This is a genomic window from Frankia sp. CcI49 (assembly GCF_001983215.1).
Lineage (GTDB): Bacteria > Actinomycetota > Actinomycetes > Frankiales > Frankiaceae > Parafrankia > Parafrankia irregularis.
The window spans coordinates 62,791-78,416 of record NZ_MOWP01000019.1; the positions used below are offsets into that span (position 1 = coordinate 62,791).

The window sequence follows — 15,626 nt, forward strand, 5'->3', positions numbered from 1 at the left end:
CGGATGTACCAGGTGCGGCCAGCCTCGGCCGCCCCCGTCATCCGCTCCGTCACCCACTCCGACGCCCGCTGGACCGCCTCGGATCTCCCAACATCCCAGAGTCGGGTCGCAGGTTCCACCCAACGCCGGCCCGCCGGTAGCCAGCCCGGCCATCCCGGTGCGAGAATAACATTCTCGACATCCGAAACCAGCATCTCCCACCTCTGTGGTGCGGCTACCAGCCGCGGTTGGCCGAATGTTGTAGCGCCAGTGCAGTACGTTCTGATACATGGCCCAGAAGACGGAGCTGCCCGTGAGCACGACGAAGGAAGAGCCTGCCTGGAAGCAGCGTGCCGTCGAACGCTCGACCCGGGCCGCCAAGATCCGGGCCGAGCAGCGGGTGGTCCAGTTCCTGGACGCCGCCCAGGCGATCATCTCCGAGAAGGGCTCCCTCGACCTCACCGTCCAGGAGGTCGTCGACCGGTCCCGCCAGTCGCTGCGCAGCTTCTACCAGCACTTCAGCGGCAAGCACGAGCTTCTGCTCGCTCTGTTCGAGAACGCGCTGAGCGAGTCGGCCGAGGAGATCCGCGCCGCCACCGAGACCGAGCCCGACCCCGTCGGCCAGCTGCAGATCGCCGTCCGGCTGCTGTTCGAACAGAGCCACACCGACCAGGCCCGGCAGCGCCGGCCGCTGTTCACGGACTTCGCCCCCCAGCTGCTGGTGTCGCATCCGGCCGAGGTCCGGGTGGCGCACGCGCCGCTGCTCACCCTCATCACCGAGATGATGACCCGGGCGGCGGAAGCCGGTCAGCTGCGTACCGGCCTGCGGCCCCGCCGGGCGGCCGCGATGGTGATGCAGACCGCCATGTTCCTCTCCCAGTCCAACGGCGTCGCCGCGAGTGAGAACGCTCATCCCATCACCGTCGACGAGGCCTGGGAGTTCTGCTTCTCCGGCTTCGCCGGTCCGGGCGCGGTGACGGGCTCGGCTACGAGCCAGGCCTGAGCACACCCGCGGCGCGCGCGTCCTCGGTGCGCGCGTCCTCGGTGCCGCCCAGCAGCAGCTCGGCGGCGGTGTAGGGGTCGCGCCGGCCCTGCGCGACGTCGGCGGCCAGGGCCGCCAGGTCGGGATGCTCACGCAGGCGGCTCTGCGCCAGGGACAGGATCTGCGCGTGCGCCCGGGCCGTCCGGCGGGCCGCCGTGTCCGCCCGGTGGTGGGCGTCGATCGCGTCGAGGAGGGCGGGCAGCCCCTCCCCCCGCGAGGCGACCAGCGTCAGCACCGGCACGTCCGTCTCCTGGCGCAGCTCGCGCACGGTCTGCTCGGCACCGTCGCGGTCCGCCTTGTTGACCACGAGCAGGTCGGCGACCTCCAGCAGGCCGGCCTTGGCGGCCTGGACGGCGTCCCCCGCGCCTGGTGTCAGCACGACGAGAGTCGGGTCCGCGACCGCGGCGATCTCGATCTCGGACTGGCCCACGCCCACGGTCTCCAGCAGCACCAGGTCGTAGCCGAGTGCGGCGAGCACCCGGACCGCCGCCGGCACGGCCGCGGACAGCCCGCCCAGGTGGCCCCGGGCCGCCAGCGAACGGATCAGCACGCCGGGGTCGGTCGTGTGCGCCGCCATCCGGATGCGGTCGCCCAGCAGCGCGCCGCCGCTGTACGGCGAGGACGGGTCGACCGCGAGCACCGCCACCCGCAGCCCGCGTTCCCGGTACGCGCCGACCAGCGCGCCGATGGTGGTCGACTTGCCGGCGCCGGGCGGACCGGTCACTCCCAGCACCCGGATCGGGGCCGGTTCGAGCACCGCCAGCAGCTCGCCGCGGCCGGCGCCCTCGGCCATGCTGAGCAACCGCCCGACAGCGCGCAGTGAACCAGCGCGCGCGGCGGCGACATTCTCCAGAATGTTCATCGGGGACCGCCGGGGGATCCATCGGCCCGCCGCCTGGCACACGTGCCGTGGCCGGCTGTTCCGGCACCCCGGGTCTGATCGCCAACCCGCGTGAACCGGGGTCGGCAGCCAGCGGAAGACGCGATATTTCTGATCGGGATCGCATTCATGAGAATGTTAGTCTTCCAGAGCGAGAGCTTGACTAGCAAGAGAGGGAAACCTTAATGGAGATCAGCGGAAACTCCGCGCTCGTCGTCGGTGGGACCGGCGGCCTGGGCGAGGCCACCGTCCGCCGCCTGCACGCCGCGGGCGCGAAGGTCGTGGTGGCCGACGTCGCGGACGAGAAGGGCAAGGCCCTCGAGTCCGAGCTGGGCATTCGCTACGTCCGCACCGACGCCACCTCGGAGGAGGACATCCTCGCCGCGATCGCCGAGGCCAAGGCGCTCGGCCCGCTGCGGATCTCGGTCGACACCCACGGCGGCCCGGCCGCCGGTGGGCGCCTCGTCGGCAAGGACGGCACGCCGCACGCCCTGGACGCCTTCACCACGACCATCACGTACTACCTCACCTCGGTGTTCAACGTGACCCGGCTGGTGGCCGCGGCCATCGCACAGGAGGAGCCGCTGGAAGGCGGCGCCCGGGGCGCCATCGTCAACACCGCCTCGATCGCCGGCTTCGAGGGCCAGATCGGCCAGATCGCGTACGCCGCCGCCAAGGGCGGCGTCATCTCCATGACGCTGGTCGCCGCGCGTGACCTGTCGCCGCTGGGCATCCGGGTGAACGCGATCGCGCCGGGCACGATCAACACCCCGGCCTACGGCAAGGCCGCCGACAAGCTGGAGGCCTACTGGGGCCCGCAGGTCCCGTTCCCGAAGCGGATGGGCCAGTCGGTCGAGTACGGCTCGCTCGCCGAGCAGCTCATCACCAACGACTACCTCAACGGCGAGGTCATCCGCCTCGACGGCGCGCTGCGCTTCCCGCCCAAGTAGCAGGCACCCGGCCGAGGCCGGTCATCCCACCCGGCGGTCGCCGCCGCATCGGGATGACCGGCCTCGCCGGTTCCGCGCCGGTCCCGGCCTGGTCCAGGCCGGGACCCGCCCGGCCCGGGTCTCGCCCAGGCCGACCCAGGCCTCGCCGGGCCCGGGCTCAGACCTCGAGGCCGATGATCCGTCCCGCGATGATGTTCTTCTGGATCTGCGACGTGCCGCCCATGACGCTCTGCGCGCGGCTGTACAGATAGGTGCTCAGCAGCTCGGGGTCACGGGTGCCGCCCGAGGCGAGGCAGGCGTGCCCGACCGACTGCTCGACCCAGGTCATCAGCAGCTTGTCCAGGGATCCGTCCGGGCCGTGGCTGACCTCGTCGAGCTGCTCGGACAGCCGCCGGCGCACGTGCAGCCGGAGCATCTCGGTCTGGACCGCGGCCCAGCGCAGCTCGTCCGACGGCGGCCCGTCGAGGGTCGCCGCCAGGTTGCGGACGGTCTTGCCGTACCGCGCGGTGAAGCCGAGCGTCGAGGGCTCCCGCTCGTGCCCGACGACGGTCATCGCCAGCTTCCAGCCCTCGCCGGGCGCGCCGACCATCTGGTCGACCGGCACCGTCGCCCCGTCGAACAGGACCTGGCCGAACTCCTTGGTCACCCCGTTCATCATCGGCAGCGGGCGCTGCTCGATGCCGGGCTGGTGCATCGACACGATGAACCCGGAGATGCCCTTGTGCCGCGGCGCGGCCGGGTCGGTGCGGGCGAGCACCAGGCACCAGTCGGCCTCGTCGGAGTAGCTCGTCCAGATCTTGTGGCCGTGCAGGACGTAGTGGTCGCCCTCCAGGGTGGCCGTGGTGGTCAGCGAGGCCAGGTCGGAGCCCGCGCCCGGCTCGCTGAAGCCCTGGCACCAGCGCTCGGTGCCGTTGATCATCCCGGGCAGGAACCGCTGGCGCAGCGCCTCGCTGCCGTGCCGGCCCAGGCCGATCACCAGGTAGCCCAGGCTCGGCCGGGCCGGGGCGCCGGCGCGGGCCAGCTCCTCGTCGACGATCACGTCGTAGACGGCCGGCAGCTCCTGCCCCCCGTACACCTTCGGCCAGGTGCTCCCGAAGAACCCGGCGGCGTGCAGGGCCTGATGCCACTCCCCCGCCTTCGCCCAGTACTCGTCGCCCGAGGTGGGGAACTTCTTCGCGTTCTCGGCCAGCCACGCCTGCAGCCGCGCGCGGAACGCGGCCTCCTCCGGCGAATCACGAAAGTCCAAGGTCGATCTCCTCCAGAGAAACCGGGAACAGCGCGCCGGATGTCAGCACGCGCCGCAGGAAGACGTGGGCCAGGCACTCCCAGGTGTTGCCAATACCGCCGTGGACCTGCACGGACGTCTCGCAGATGGTCTGCGCCGCCCGGGCGGTGTAGACCTTGGCGACCTGGCCGGCGCGCACCGCCTCGGCGGGCTCCAGCTCGTCGACGGCCCACGCCGCGTAGCGCAGCACGCTCACCGAGCCCTCGATCAGCGCGAGGCTCTCGGCGAGCAGGTGGGCGATGGCCTGGAACGAGCCGATGGTGCGGCCGTACTGCGAGCGCACCTTGGCGTAGTCGCACGCCAGCGCGTACGCGCCGCGGGCCGCGCCCAGGATGTCGGCGGTCGTCACGGTGAGCGCGAGCGCCTGCCAGCGCAGCGCGGCATCCGCGGAGAGCTCGCCGACCGGCTCGAAGGGCCCGCTGGCCGCGGCGTTGGTCCGGGTCAGGTCGATCCCGAACACGGGCTCGCCGACACCGACCGTGCCGACCGTGCCGCCGACACCGCCCGTGCCGCCGTCGCCGGCCGCGCGCAGGCCGAGCGCGCCGCGCAGACCGCGGGCGTCGACCGCCTCGTCGCCGACGGCGAGCGCCACCGGCTCGGCCACCTCGGCCTCGTCCCCGAGCCGCGCGCGCAGGTCGTCGGCGAGCAGCGGCCCGAGCAGCGGGACGTCGACCAGCCCGCGGGCGAACTCCTCGACGACGAGGGCGACCTCCACCCCGGAGGCGCCGTCGGAGCGCAGCGACCGCCAGCCGGTGGCCGCGACCGCCTTCTCCAGCCGCTCGACGCGCTCGGTGTCGTCGAGATCCAGCACGGATCCGGGGCCGAGGTCGTCGGCCAGCCGCGCGGCCGCGTCCCGCAGGTCGCGTTGCTCAGTGGTCAGACGTACGTCCATAGCGCTCCTTGAGAACTCGCCGCAGTACCTTGCCGGACGGCAGGCGGGGGATGTCGTCGACGAACACGACCGTGCGTGGCCGCTTGTAGGAGGCGAGCCGCTCGCCCACCCAGGCGACGAGCGCGTCGGCGTCCACCGGGGCGCTCGTCGGCCCGGCCGCAGCTGTCCCGGCCGCAGCTGTCCCGGCCGCGACCGTCACCGCCGCGATCAGGGCCTCGCCGTCAACGGGGTCGGGGATGCCGAACACCGCGCAGTCGGCCACCGCCGGGTGGCCGTGCAGGACGCCCTCGACCTCGGCGGGGGCGACCTGGAACCCGCGGACCTTGACCATCTCCCGGACCCGGTCGGTCAGCCGCAGCCACCCGTCGGCGTCGAGCTCACCGACGTCACCGGTGCGGTACCAGCCGTCGGCGAAGGCGTCCGCGGTGGCCTCGGCGGGCAGGTAGCCGGCCATCAGCGAGTCGGAACGGGCCTGGATCTCTCCGGTCTCGCCGGGGCCGAGCACGGCGCCGGTCTCCAGGGAGACCACGCGCAGGGTCACGCCGGGGGCGGCCTTCCCGACGCTGTCGAGCCGGGCACCGGTCAGCGGGTTGCAGGCGATGACGGGCAGCTCGCTGGCCCCGTAGGCGGGCACCCAGCCGACGCCGGTGCGGCGGGTGACCGTCTCGGCGACGCTGGCGGTGACCGGGGTGGCGCCCCACATGATGTAGCGCAGCGACGACAGGTCATAGGACTCCAGCGCCGGGTGCGAGGCCATCGCCAGCGCGATCGGCGCGACCGCCATCTCCACGGTGATCCGGTCGTGCTCGATCGAGCGCAGCACCAGGTCCAGGTCGAAGCGGCGGTGCAGGCGTAACCAGGCGCCCGTCTCCAGCGCGGTGACGATGTTGAGGATGCCCAGGATGTGTGACGGCGGGGTGGTCACCTGGATGCGGTCGGCGCCGGTCAGGCCCAGCACGTCGCGCCACTGCCCGACGGCGGTGGCGAAGGATCTCGCCGTGTGCCGGACGGCCTTGGGCAGGCCGGTGGTGCCCGAGCTGAAGACCAGCAGCGCGTCCGCGTCCGGGTCGGTGGCCGGGAACGGCCCGCCGCCGGTGGGGATCGGCTCGTCCAGGTGCCACATCGGCAGCAGGTTCCCGAGCAGCTCCTGGTCACCGACGGCCAGGCGGGCACCGGTGATGGCCAGCGCGTGCTCGATCTCGGCCTGCTTCCAGGAGGGGCTCAGCGCTACGATGGCGGCTCCCAGACGCCACGCCGCCCGGACGGCGAGCACGAACTCGGGTCGGTTCGAGGCCATGAGCGCCACCCGCTCACCGGCCCGGACCCCGTGCTTCGCCAGTGCTCCCGCCATCCCGTCGGTCAGCGCCTCAAGATGTGCCAGGCTGTACTGCCGTTCCTCGAAGACGAGCGCGGCTTGATCACTCATCGCCGCTCCTTTCGAACGGTCATCACGCGGATCGAAACGAATGGTCACCACGCTGCCAGCAGCACGTCCGAGACGCCGGTGGAAGGCTCCCCTCCCACTCCCGGAAATTATATTCTCACCTCAGTAGAATCTTCATACCAGAAGGAGGCCGTAGATGCCGAGACCCCCTCTGTTCCAGAGGGCGACCGTCACCCGGATCATCCGCGAGACCGCCGACACCCGCACCTTCGTCCTCGCTCCGAGCAGCGGCCCGTTCACCTACCGTGCCGGCCAGTTCTGCACGTTCCGGGTCGAGATCGACGGCGAGGAACTGCTGCGCTCCTATTCGATGTCCAGCGCGCCCGAGACCGACACCGAGCTGATGACGACCGTCAAGCGGGTGGCCGGCGGGCGGGTCTCCAACTGGCTCATCGACAATGTCGCCGCGGGTGACGAAGTCGAGATCACCCGGCCGTTCGGCGTGTTCTGCCTGCAGGACAACGACGCCCCGCTGCTGGGATTCTGCGGCGGCAGCGGCATCACACCGGTCATCTCGCTGGCGAAAAGCGCTCTCGCCAGCACGAAGCGTGAGGTCCGGCTGCTGTGCGCCGACCGGGACGCGCCCTCGATGATTTTCGAGGCCGCCCTGGCCGACCTGGTCGCGCGGTATCCCGACCGGCTCACCGTGGTGCGTCACCTCGACAGCGACAGCGGCTATCTCGACGCCGCCGCCGTGCTGGCCTTCGTCGGCACCGACACCGACGCCGACGTCTACGTGTGCGGCCCCGAGCCGTTCATGGACCTCGTCGAGAACGCCTTTCCCGGCCCGGGCAGGGTCTTCACCGAGCGCTTCGGCGCCGCCGCGGTGATCGCCCCCGAGTCCGACGACGCTGACGGGGCTGACGGGGCGGCGAACGCCGTGCCGGAGGTTGAGGGCACCGTCACCATCATCCTGCGCAACAAGAAGATCTCGGTGCCCCGGCGGCCCGGTGAGACCTTCCTGGRGAGCGCCCGGCGCGGCGGGCTCGCCCCGCCGTTCTCCTGCGAGTCCGGCACCTGCGCCACCTGCATCGCCAAGCTGGTGGAGGGCACGGCGACCATGCGCGTCAACGAGGCCCTCACCGAGGAGGAGATCGAGGAGGGCTACGTGCTCACCTGCCAGGGTGTCCCGGACTCGGCCTCGGCGGTCGTCCGGTACGAGTGACGTCCCGCCCGGCGCAGGCGCGGAGGTCTCCGCCGACGCGCTGCGCACGGCGGTGCGCGGATGTGCGGTGGCACCCGGGTCGGACCGAGGCCCAGCACTTAGTCAAGATTGACTAGCATAGGCGGATGTCCTCAGCAACCCGTCTGCTCGTCCTCGGTGCGATCCGGATCATGCAGCCCGTGCACGGCTACCAGGTGCGCCGCGAACTGGTGACCTGGCGGCTCGAGGAGGTGGCCAACGTCCGTCCCGGCTCGGTCTACGGCGCGATCCGAACCCTGGAACGGGACGGGTGCATCGCGGTGCACGCGCGGGACAGCGAGAGCAACCGGCCGGAGCGGACGGCCTACGTCCTCACCCCGGAGGGCGAGAAGGAGTTCACCCTGCTGTTGCGGGAGGCGTGGTGGACGGTGCGCCGCCCGGCGGAACCGCTGATCCCCGCCCTGTGCCTGATGCTCTTCATGCCGCGCGACGAGCTCGTCCGGGCGTTGCAGTCGCGCGTCACCGCCCTGGAGTCGGAGCTGGCCGAGGCCGCGTTCACCCGCGGTTCCATCGTCGACGGGGCCACCGGCGCCGACGGCGGGATCCCCGAGCACGTGCGCGAGATCTTCGACTTCACCACCGGCCGGATCCGCGCCGAGATCACCTGGGCCCGCCAGTTCATCCGCAGGATCCGCGCCGGCGCGTACTGCTTCGCCGGCGATCCCGGCTTCTCCGCCCCCGGGCCCGACCGCGCCACCGGTCCGGGCCCGCTCCCCGACAGCCCGGCAACTTCCGGCAATGACGAGGCTCCATTTACTCAAGTTTGACTAATCGTCGACCCCTGTGTGATGCTGCGCCCGTGGCAGCGGATGATCTGATTCAGGCGCGGAGCCTCACCCGCACCTTCAAGACGAAGACCGGTCCCCTCGACGCCGTCCGCGGCATCGACCTCGACGTCCGCGCAGGCGAGATCGTCGGTCTGCTCGGTCCCAACGGCGCCGGCAAGACCACCACCCTGCGCATGCTCACCACGTTGCTTCTCCCGAGCTCGGGCACGGCGACGGTCGCCGGCCTGGATCTGGTCCGCCAGGCCCGGGAGGTGCGGCGGCGCATCGGCTACGTCGCGCAGGTGGGCGCGGCGCCCAGCGCGGGGCTGCGGGTCGGCGAGGAGCTCGTCACCCAGGCCCGGCTGCAGGGCATGTCCGCGGCGGATGCGCGGGACCGTGTCGCGGAGCTCGCCCCGCGGCTCGACCTCGCCGGTCTGGAGGGCCGCGCGCTGCTGGAGCTGTCCGGTGGTCAGCGGCGCCGCTTCGACGTGGCCATCGGCCTGATGCACCGGCCGCGGCTGGTCTTCCTCGACGAGCCGACTGCGGGGCTCGACCCACAGAGCCGGGCGAACCTGTGGACGCACATCCGCTCCCTGCGCGACGACGCGGGAGTGACAGTCGTTCTGACCACCCACTACCTCGACGAGGCCGACGCGCTCGCCGACCGCATCCTGGTCATGGACGGCGGCCTCATCGTCGCGAACGACACGCCGGCCGCGCTCAAGTCCCGGGTCTCCGGTGACGTCGTCCGGCTCGGCCTGCCCGACCTGCAGGCCCGCGACCGCGCCGAGGCGGTGGTGAAGGAGGCGCATCCGATCCGCGACCTGGTCGCCACCGACACCGGGCTGCACGTGACGGTCGACGACGGCACGGTCGCCGTCGCGCCGATCCTGCGCGGCCTGGACGCCGCCGGCCTGAGCCCGACCTCGATCAGCGTCGAGCGGCCGACGCTCGACGACGTCTTCCTGACCCTGACCGGCCGGACCCTGCGCGACGAGGCGGCGGCCTGATGCGAACCGAGATCTGGGTCGTCTTCCAGCGGCAGATGCGCGTCCTGCTGCGCAATCCGGTGTGGGTCTTCTTCGGCCTGACCCAGCCGATCATCTACCTGGTGCTGTTCGGCCCGCTGCTGAAGAACGTCACCGGCGGCGGTCTCGGCGGCGACGACGCCTGGCGGGTGTTCGTCCCCGGCCTGCTGCTCCAGCTGACGATCTTCGGTGCGGGTTTCGCCGGTTTCGGCATCATCCAGGAGCTGCGCGAAGGCGTGATCGAACGGCAGCGGGTCACCCCGGCCAGCCGCGCCTCCCTCATCCTCGGCCGGACCCTGAGCAACATGGTCGTGACGGCCGTCCAGGCCCTGCTGCTGGTCGTCGTCGCCCTGCCGTTCGGGCTGCGCGCCTCGTGGAGCGGCGTCGCGTCGACGCTCGTCCTCGTCTGCCTGCTGGGCCTCGGTATCTCGGCCGCGTCCTACGCGATGGGCCTGATCCTGAAGGACGAGGACGCGTTCGCCCCGTTCGTCCAGGGCGTCTCGCTGCCGCTGCTGCTGCTGTCCGGGGTGCTGCTGCCGATGTCGCTGGCGCCGGCGTGGCTGCGGCACACCTCCCAGGCCAACCCACTGAGCTACGTCGTCGACGCCAGCCGCGCGCTGTTCCGCGGCGACTTCGGCGACCAGCACGTGTGGGTGGGCACCCTGGTCACCGTGGCGCTGACAGGTCTGCTGGCGCTGTGGGGAACGCGCGTCTTCCAGCGCCAGAGCGCCTGAGCGCCGGCCGGCCGCGCCCCGACCCGCCGTACTCGCCCGGAACCGCGCGGCCACGGCCCGGACCTACCGCGGTGGCGGCTGTAGGGAGCGGATCTCACCTGCCAGGCGGTCGCAGCCTGCCTCGAGCTCGTCGTCGGCGGTGAGGTCGAGCCACATCCGGGCCCGCAGCCGCAGTTTCGGCTCGCAGGGCTCGCGCAGAACCATGATCAACCTGCGCTGCGCCGTCTCCAGGCCGAGATGCTCGGCGAGCACGTTCTCCAGCTCGGTGAAGGTGCCGTCCAGGTAGGCGGGCGTGAGGACGGCCAGGGTGCACCGGCTTTCGACCACCGCGCGCTCCATCTCCAGGACCAGCGGTGCGCCGAGGCGGAACGAGTCCACGTCGAGGCAGACCCGCAGGCCCCGCTGCCGCAGGCCGGGAACCAGCCGGTGGCGAACCCAGGACAGCGCCGGCTCTCGGTGCCGGTAGCTGACGAACACGTCGTACGGGAGGTCCGGCGCACCGGCCGCGCCCTGGACGCTCCCCGCGCTCCCTGTGCCCTCCAAGCCCTCCGGGCCCTCCGAGGTCGGCCGGGTCACCGGGTGAACCCGCAGGTCGACTCGTAGCTGAGGTTCTCGCCCACGAACTGGCTCCATTCTGTGCGGGTCAGGTCGCGGTTGGCGATCGCGCACGCGCGCCGCCGCCACGACTCGGGATCGACGTCCCACTGGCGGGCCGTCCGGTCGAAGCTCGCCGAGACGAGGGTGCGGCCGTCGGGAGCGAACGCGACGTTGGTGACCGCGCCGGTATGCCCCCGCAGCGGCTCGTCGAGGCGGTACCAGCGGCCCGTGTCGTCGCGCCGCCACAGCACGACCAGACCGTCCTCTCCGCCGGTCGCGGCGGTGCGCCCGTCGGCGCTGACGGCAACGGTGTACACCGGCCCCGCGTGCGCCGCGAGCGCGCTCTGCCGGGGCTGCCGGCGGGCCACGTCCCAGCTCCTGATGGTGCCGTGATCGTCGCCGGTCACGAGGATCCGGCCGGCCGGGTCGAAGGCGAGGCTCTGCAGGCCGGCATCACCCACCCGGCCCAACGTGCCGGCGGACCGGCCGGCGCCGACGTCCCACAGCGCGACGATGCCGTCCAGGCCGGCGGAGGCCACCATGCGCCCGTCGGGGCTGAACGCCAGCCCGGTGACCGTGCCGGTGTGCGGGGGCAGGCGCCGGCCGGCGGGGTGGGCCTCGGAGAGATCCCACAGCAGTACGGTGCGGTCGCTGGTGCCCGCCGCGAGCCAGCGGCCGTCCGGGCTGACGGCGAGGGCCGTCGTGCCCGCCGTCGTTCCCGTCGGCACCGCTCGGACCGTGTGGTCGCCCGCCACCTCCCACAGGGCGACGGCTCCGCCCTGGCCGACAGCCAGCCAGCGGCCGTCCGGCGTGAACGCGAGGGCCTGCGTCTGCCCGCTGCCGTGGAACACCGCGCGCCCACCTCCACCGCGGACGTCCCAGAGCATGACGGTGCCGTCATCGGAGGAGGTGGCGAGCAGGCGCCCGTCCGGGCTCACGGACAGGCCCCACACAGCGGCCCGGTGGCCGGTCAGTGGTGCCCGCCCGCCCGGCCGGCCGGCGAGGTCCCAGTGGATCGCGCTGCCGCCCCCGTCACCCGAGACGACGGTGCGCCCGTCCGGGCCGAAGGCGACCGACTCCAGGCCTGCCGCGTGCCCGCGCAGCGGGTCGCCGACCATGCTGCCGGTGCTGGTGTCCCAGACGACGACCGTGTGGTTCACGCCGCCGGCGGCGACGAGCCGGCCGTCGGAGCTGACCGCGACGTCCTCCACCAGGTCCAGATGGTCGGCGCGCAGCGGCAGCAGCTGCCGCCCCGCCGTGATGTCCCACATCTCGACCAGGCCGGCGTCGGTGCCAAGGGCGAGCGTCCGTCCGTCGGCCCCCAGCGCGGCCGCGGTGAAGCTTCCCGCGGGAGGCTGGACGACCCGGGTGCGGTGCGAGGTCAGGTCCCGGATGCTCGCCGCCCCGTCCAGGCCGGCCGCGCTGAGCGCGGCACCGTCGCGACTGAACGCGACGGCGGCCACCGGCGTGGCGCCGGGCAGCTCGAAGGAGTCGACCGGCACGCGCCGGGCCACATCCCAGACCGTGGCCACCCCGCCCGCGCTCTGGCCGCCCGCGCTCTGGCCGTCGCGGGCTCCGCCGCCGACCGCCAGGACGGCGCCGCCCGGGCCGAACGCGACTGCCCACACCGAGTCCTGCGCGGCACGCAGCGGCGGTCCGAGTGGGCGCCCGCCGGCCACGTCCCACAGCTGGGTCGTGCCGTCGAGGCTGCCCGAGGCGAGCGTCCGGCCGTCCGGGCTGAAGGCCAGGGCCTGGATCGCGTCTCGCTGGTCGCTCGCCGTGGCACCCGCCCGGCGCTGATGGTCGGCGTCCCACCAGGTCACCGTGCCCGTCTCGGAGCCGGTCGCCACCGTTCGCCCGTTCGGGCTGACCGCGACCGCGCGCACCGGCACACCGGCACCGACGGGTCCGGCGACGCCGGCTGATCCGCCGGCGCCGCTACCGGCGAGGACGCTGACCAGGCGTGGGTCACTGTTCTGCAGCGCGGACAGCAGCGCGCTGTGCGCCTCGGCCGTGTCGTCCACACGGGAGGCCTGGGCGGCGAGCAGGAGCGCTCGGGAGACCTGGCTGGTCTGGGCCGCGACCGCCTGGGCGGCGAGCTGGCGCGACAGCGCCGCGCGGCTCTGCACGGCGGCCAGATCGGCCTGCCTGCCAGCCCGCACCGACTGCGCGACCGCCAGCCCCGACGCGGCGATCGCCAGCGTCAGGAACGCGGCAAGTCCCCGCGCGAACCAGCGCAGCCGCCGGTTCGTGCGCCGCGCTGCCGCGAGCTCACCGGCCTGGCGGGCCTGACCGGCGTGGAGGAAGTCCCGTTCGAGCCGGTTGAGCTCCGCGCTGTTCGCCGTGGCCCAGTCCGCGGCGGCGGCGAGCCGAGCCCCCCGGTAGAGGTCGCTGTCGTCACGGCCACCGGTCGACCACTGCTCGGCGTCGCGGGCCAGCGCCCGCGCGACGAGCAGGTCCTGGCGGGCCGTGTCGATCCACTGGCGCAGCATCGGCCAGCCCGCGATGAGGGCCTCGTGCGCGAGGTCGACGCACCGCTGCGCTCCGCTGTTGTCACCGCTCGGCGTCAGCAGCCGGGCATCGAGCAGCCGGGCGAGGACGACGTCGAACACCGCCGGATCCTCGTCAACAGCCCGCAGCACGGACACCGGCTGCTGACGGCGCGTGTCGCCACGGCCGTCGCCCGGCTGGACCAGGCGCAGCAGAACCCGGCGGACGACGGCACGCTGCGCCGGGGTCAGCCCGGCCAGCACCCCGTCCGCGCGGAGGGCGAGCACGGCGGCGAGGCCCCCGCGCCCGTCGGTGCCCAGCTGATCGTAGGTGGCGAGGGTGAGCAGCCGGCGGTCCCGCTCGTCCCACAGGGTGGCCATCGTCTCCTGCACCAGCGGCAGCGAGCCCGGCTCGTCCGCCGCATCGGCGATCAGGCGTTCGACCAGGCCCCGGTCCACCTGGACGCCGACGTCGCCGGCCGGCCGAACGATCGCCTCGCGCAGCGACGCCCCTCGCAGCGGCGCGATCTCGACTCGTTCGCCCAGGTCGAGCGGCCACAGTGGGCTGGTCATCAGTTCCGGGTAGAAGTCCGCCCGCAGCGTCGCGACCACCCGGCAGGACTCGACGCCGCGCAGCTCGACGAGCGTGGCCAGGAAGGCGGCCCGGGCGTCCGCCGGCGCCTGGGCGAACACCTCCTCCAGCTGGTCGACGACGAGCAGCAGCCGGCCCGCCGGCTGCGCCTCGCCGTCGGAGGTCACCTCACCGTCGGACGGCACCCGGCCGGCAAGCAGACCTGCCACCGCCGAGGCGGCCGGCACCGACAGCTGCGCGGTTGGCCCCCGCCGCGTGAGCTCCAGCGCCCCGGTGAGGGCAGACATCGGTGCCGCGCCTGGCCGCAGCGTCCGCACCAGCCACCGGTCCGGGTCTGCGCCGAGCCGGGGCACCAGACCGGCGAGGACCAACGATGACTTACCCGAGCCGGACGGACCGACGACCAGGGTGAACGGTTGCGACCGCACCCGCCGCCGCAGGTCGGAGATCTCGCGATCACGACCGTGGAAGAACCGGGTGTGCGTCCGGCCGAACGGAGCCAGGCCCGGGTAGGGGCAGCGGATCTCCTCGGCCACCGGTGGCTCCGGCTGGGCGAGGAACGCCCGCAGCCGGGCGGCCTGTGCCTCCCAACGGCTGCGATCAGTGAAGTCGAGCCGGACCCGGAAGCCGACGCGCAGCGGGATGTCGCACGGCTCCCGCAGCACCGGGACGACCCGGGCGGCGGCCCCGCCGACGGCACCGGTGCCGTCGACGGCGATGTCCTGGTAGGAGGCCAGCAGCTCCGCGAGCAGAGCCCATCTGTCGGTCAGGTACGCCGGAGTCAGCACCACCACGGTGGCGCGACTGCCGAGTACCGCCTGTTCGAACGCGGTGACAACCGGCTCGCCCGGTGGGAACTGGTCGGCGGTGAGCACCTGGTCGGCGCGCAGCCCGAGAGCGGGCGTCAGGTAGCCGGCCACCCACTCGCGGTCGGCCTCCGCATAGCTGAGAAAGATCCGGTCCCCGTCAGCCATGCTGCGACGTCGTTGACGTCCCCGGCTCCTGGCTCGCATCGGAACCGGACGTCGACGCCTGGTCCGGGCCCGTGGTGTCCGCCGGCTCCGTGACCGGGTCCGGCTGCGCGCCGTAGCGGGCCAGCGCGGTCACATCACCGGTGATCGTGATCGTGCACGAGAGCGACCGTGTGCCCGCACAGGTGTCCCTGCCCCGCCCCGCGCCGGTGACCTCCCACCGGCCGAAGACCTCAGAGGTGGGCTCCGTCGCGACAAGTGTTATCTGCCGCCCGGACGCCACCTGGAACGTGCAGTTCGGCGGGCACCGGACCGTCCCTCGGGAGGATTCGACGAGGACCTCGCCTCCCTCGGTGCTGACCGAGAGCGTGTAGGTCCTGCCGCCGTCGCCCGAGGTGGAACCGACGCCGGAGCCAGGTCCCGGATCGGCGGAGACACCGCTGTCCGAACCGGGATCGAGAAAGGAGCTGTCGCCGCGACTGCTGTTGTCTTCGTCCGAGGAGCCACACGCGCCCAGCAGGACGAGCGCCACCGCGGCCAGGACCGCGGTCAGGCCTGTGCGCATTCGGCCCGGCATGGTTCCTCCACTCGGCATCGGCGGCCTTCCACTCACGGCCGTTCCAGAAACAGTGATCCCGGCCGAAATCACGGCGGCCGGCTGCCTGACAGACCGAGACTGGACGGAGAAGGCGACCGAGGACAGTTCCCGGTCCATTCAATGGACCGGTCATTGCACGGATATGATTCCGCCCGGCGAACCGCGCGGACGCCT

The 15,626-nt window shown here is 72.9% G+C and carries 13 protein-coding genes; 6 read left to right on the forward strand and 7 right to left on the reverse strand.

What is annotated here, in order from left to right:
• The first annotated feature begins 268 nt into the window (after positions 1-268).
• The gene (locus CcI49_RS18365; protein WP_076828059.1) at positions 269-982 is read left to right on the forward strand and encodes a TetR/AcrR family transcriptional regulator; all 714 of its coding nucleotides are present in this window, start codon (positions 269-271) and stop codon (positions 980-982) included.
• On the opposite strand, the gene meaB is transcribed toward CcI49_RS18365, so the two are convergent.
• Positions 966-1,883, reverse strand: coding sequence for a methylmalonyl Co-A mutase-associated GTPase MeaB (gene meaB, locus CcI49_RS18370; RefSeq protein WP_076828061.1), 918 nt, complete (start codon positions 1,881-1,883; stop codon positions 966-968). The two genes, CcI49_RS18365 and meaB, sit on opposite strands and share 17 nt — an antisense overlap.
• Before the next feature lie 203 nt (positions 1,884-2,086).
• Between meaB and CcI49_RS18375 the strand changes: the two genes are divergently transcribed.
• Positions 2,087-2,851, forward strand: coding sequence for an SDR family NAD(P)-dependent oxidoreductase (locus CcI49_RS18375; protein WP_054570208.1), 765 nt, complete (start codon positions 2,087-2,089; stop codon positions 2,849-2,851).
• Between the two features lie 157 nt (positions 2,852-3,008).
• Here the strand turns inward: CcI49_RS18375 and CcI49_RS18380 are convergent, their stop codons facing one another.
• The 3 genes from CcI49_RS18380 to CcI49_RS18390 are packed head-to-tail and all read right to left on the reverse strand — an operon-like array spanning position 3,009 to position 6,454.
• Positions 3,009-4,097, reverse strand: a complete 1,089-nt coding sequence (locus CcI49_RS18380; RefSeq protein ID WP_054570209.1) for an acyl-CoA dehydrogenase family protein — start codon at positions 4,095-4,097, stop codon at positions 3,009-3,011.
• Positions 4,084-5,028, reverse strand: a complete 945-nt coding sequence (locus CcI49_RS18385; protein ID WP_076828063.1) for an acyl-CoA dehydrogenase family protein — start codon at positions 5,026-5,028, stop codon at positions 4,084-4,086. Before CcI49_RS18385 ends, CcI49_RS18380 begins: the two co-directional genes overlap by 14 nt.
• Positions 5,006-6,454 carry an AMP-binding protein gene (locus CcI49_RS18390; protein WP_076828065.1) on the reverse strand — a complete coding sequence of 483 codons (1,449 nt, stop codon included), beginning with the start codon at positions 6,452-6,454 and terminating at the stop codon, positions 5,006-5,008. The genes CcI49_RS18385 and CcI49_RS18390 overlap by 23 nt, the downstream gene beginning before the upstream one ends.
• Positions 6,455-6,608: 154 nt before the next feature.
• On the opposite strand from CcI49_RS18390, the gene CcI49_RS18395 reads away from it, so the two are divergent.
• The 4 genes from CcI49_RS18395 to CcI49_RS18410 all read left to right on the forward strand — a co-directional run bounded on the left by CcI49_RS18395 (position 6,609) and on the right by CcI49_RS18410 (position 10,205).
• Complete coding sequence (locus tag CcI49_RS18395; protein ID WP_076828067.1) at positions 6,609-7,637, forward strand: ferredoxin--NADP reductase; 1,029 nt, start codon at positions 6,609-6,611, stop codon at positions 7,635-7,637.
• Between the two features lie 125 nt (positions 7,638-7,762).
• The gene (locus CcI49_RS18400; protein ID WP_054570213.1) at positions 7,763-8,443 is read left to right on the forward strand and encodes a PadR family transcriptional regulator; all 681 of its coding nucleotides are present in this window, start codon (positions 7,763-7,765) and stop codon (positions 8,441-8,443) included.
• Positions 8,444-8,475: 32 nt separating this feature from the next.
• On the forward strand, positions 8,476-9,453 hold the full coding sequence (locus tag CcI49_RS18405; protein WP_116437439.1) for an ATP-binding cassette domain-containing protein: 978 nt from the start codon (positions 8,476-8,478) through the stop codon (positions 9,451-9,453).
• Entirely contained in the window at positions 9,453-10,205 is a 753-nt protein-coding gene (locus CcI49_RS18410) for an ABC transporter permease (RefSeq protein WP_054570214.1), read from the forward strand. Before CcI49_RS18405 ends, CcI49_RS18410 begins: the two co-directional genes overlap by 1 nt.
• Before the next feature lie 63 nt (positions 10,206-10,268).
• Here CcI49_RS18410 and CcI49_RS18415 read toward each other — a convergent pair whose 3' ends face one another.
• Genes CcI49_RS18415 through CcI49_RS18425 form a run of 3 tightly spaced genes read right to left on the reverse strand, consistent with a single transcriptional unit; the run spans position 10,269 to position 15,431 of the window.
• Positions 10,269-10,781, reverse strand: coding sequence for a toll/interleukin-1 receptor domain-containing protein (locus tag CcI49_RS18415; RefSeq protein WP_076828069.1), 513 nt, complete (start codon positions 10,779-10,781; stop codon positions 10,269-10,271).
• Positions 10,778-14,857: a TIR domain-containing protein gene (locus CcI49_RS18420; protein WP_076828071.1), complete on the reverse strand. Its 4,080-nt coding sequence runs from the start codon at positions 14,855-14,857 to the stop codon at positions 10,778-10,780. Before CcI49_RS18420 ends, CcI49_RS18415 begins: the two co-directional genes overlap by 4 nt.
• Positions 14,850-15,431 carry a hypothetical protein gene (locus CcI49_RS18425; RefSeq protein ID WP_158230780.1) on the reverse strand — a complete coding sequence of 194 codons (582 nt, stop codon included), beginning with the start codon at positions 15,429-15,431 and terminating at the stop codon, positions 14,850-14,852. Before CcI49_RS18425 ends, CcI49_RS18420 begins: the two co-directional genes overlap by 8 nt.
• Positions 15,432-15,626 lie beyond the last annotated feature (195 nt).

Bases quoted from the DNA above. Each gene is read 5' to 3' on its own strand.
- CcI49_RS18365 (WP_076828059.1), top strand. From the start codon at position 269: ATGGCCCAGAAGACGGAGCTGCCCGTGAGCACGACGAAGGAAGAGCCT.
- meaB (WP_076828061.1), bottom strand. From the start codon at position 1,883: ATGAACATTCTGGAGAATGTCGCCGCCGCGCGCGCTGGTTCACTGCGC.
- CcI49_RS18375 (WP_054570208.1), top strand. From the start codon at position 2,087: ATGGAGATCAGCGGAAACTCCGCGCTCGTCGTCGGTGGGACCGGCGGC.
- CcI49_RS18385 (WP_076828063.1), bottom strand. From the start codon at position 5,028: ATGGACGTACGTCTGACCACTGAGCAACGCGACCTGCGGGACGCGGCC.
- CcI49_RS18390 (WP_076828065.1), bottom strand. From the start codon at position 6,454: ATGAGTGATCAAGCCGCGCTCGTCTTCGAGGAACGGCAGTACAGCCTG.
- CcI49_RS18400 (WP_054570213.1), top strand. From the start codon at position 7,763: ATGTCCTCAGCAACCCGTCTGCTCGTCCTCGGTGCGATCCGGATCATG.
- CcI49_RS18410 (WP_054570214.1), top strand. From the start codon at position 9,453: ATGCGAACCGAGATCTGGGTCGTCTTCCAGCGGCAGATGCGCGTCCTG.
- CcI49_RS18420 (WP_076828071.1), bottom strand. From the start codon at position 14,857: ATGGCTGACGGGGACCGGATCTTTCTCAGCTATGCGGAGGCCGACCGC.
- CcI49_RS18425 (WP_158230780.1), bottom strand. From the start codon at position 15,431: ATGCCGGGCCGAATGCGCACAGGCCTGACCGCGGTCCTGGCCGCGGTG.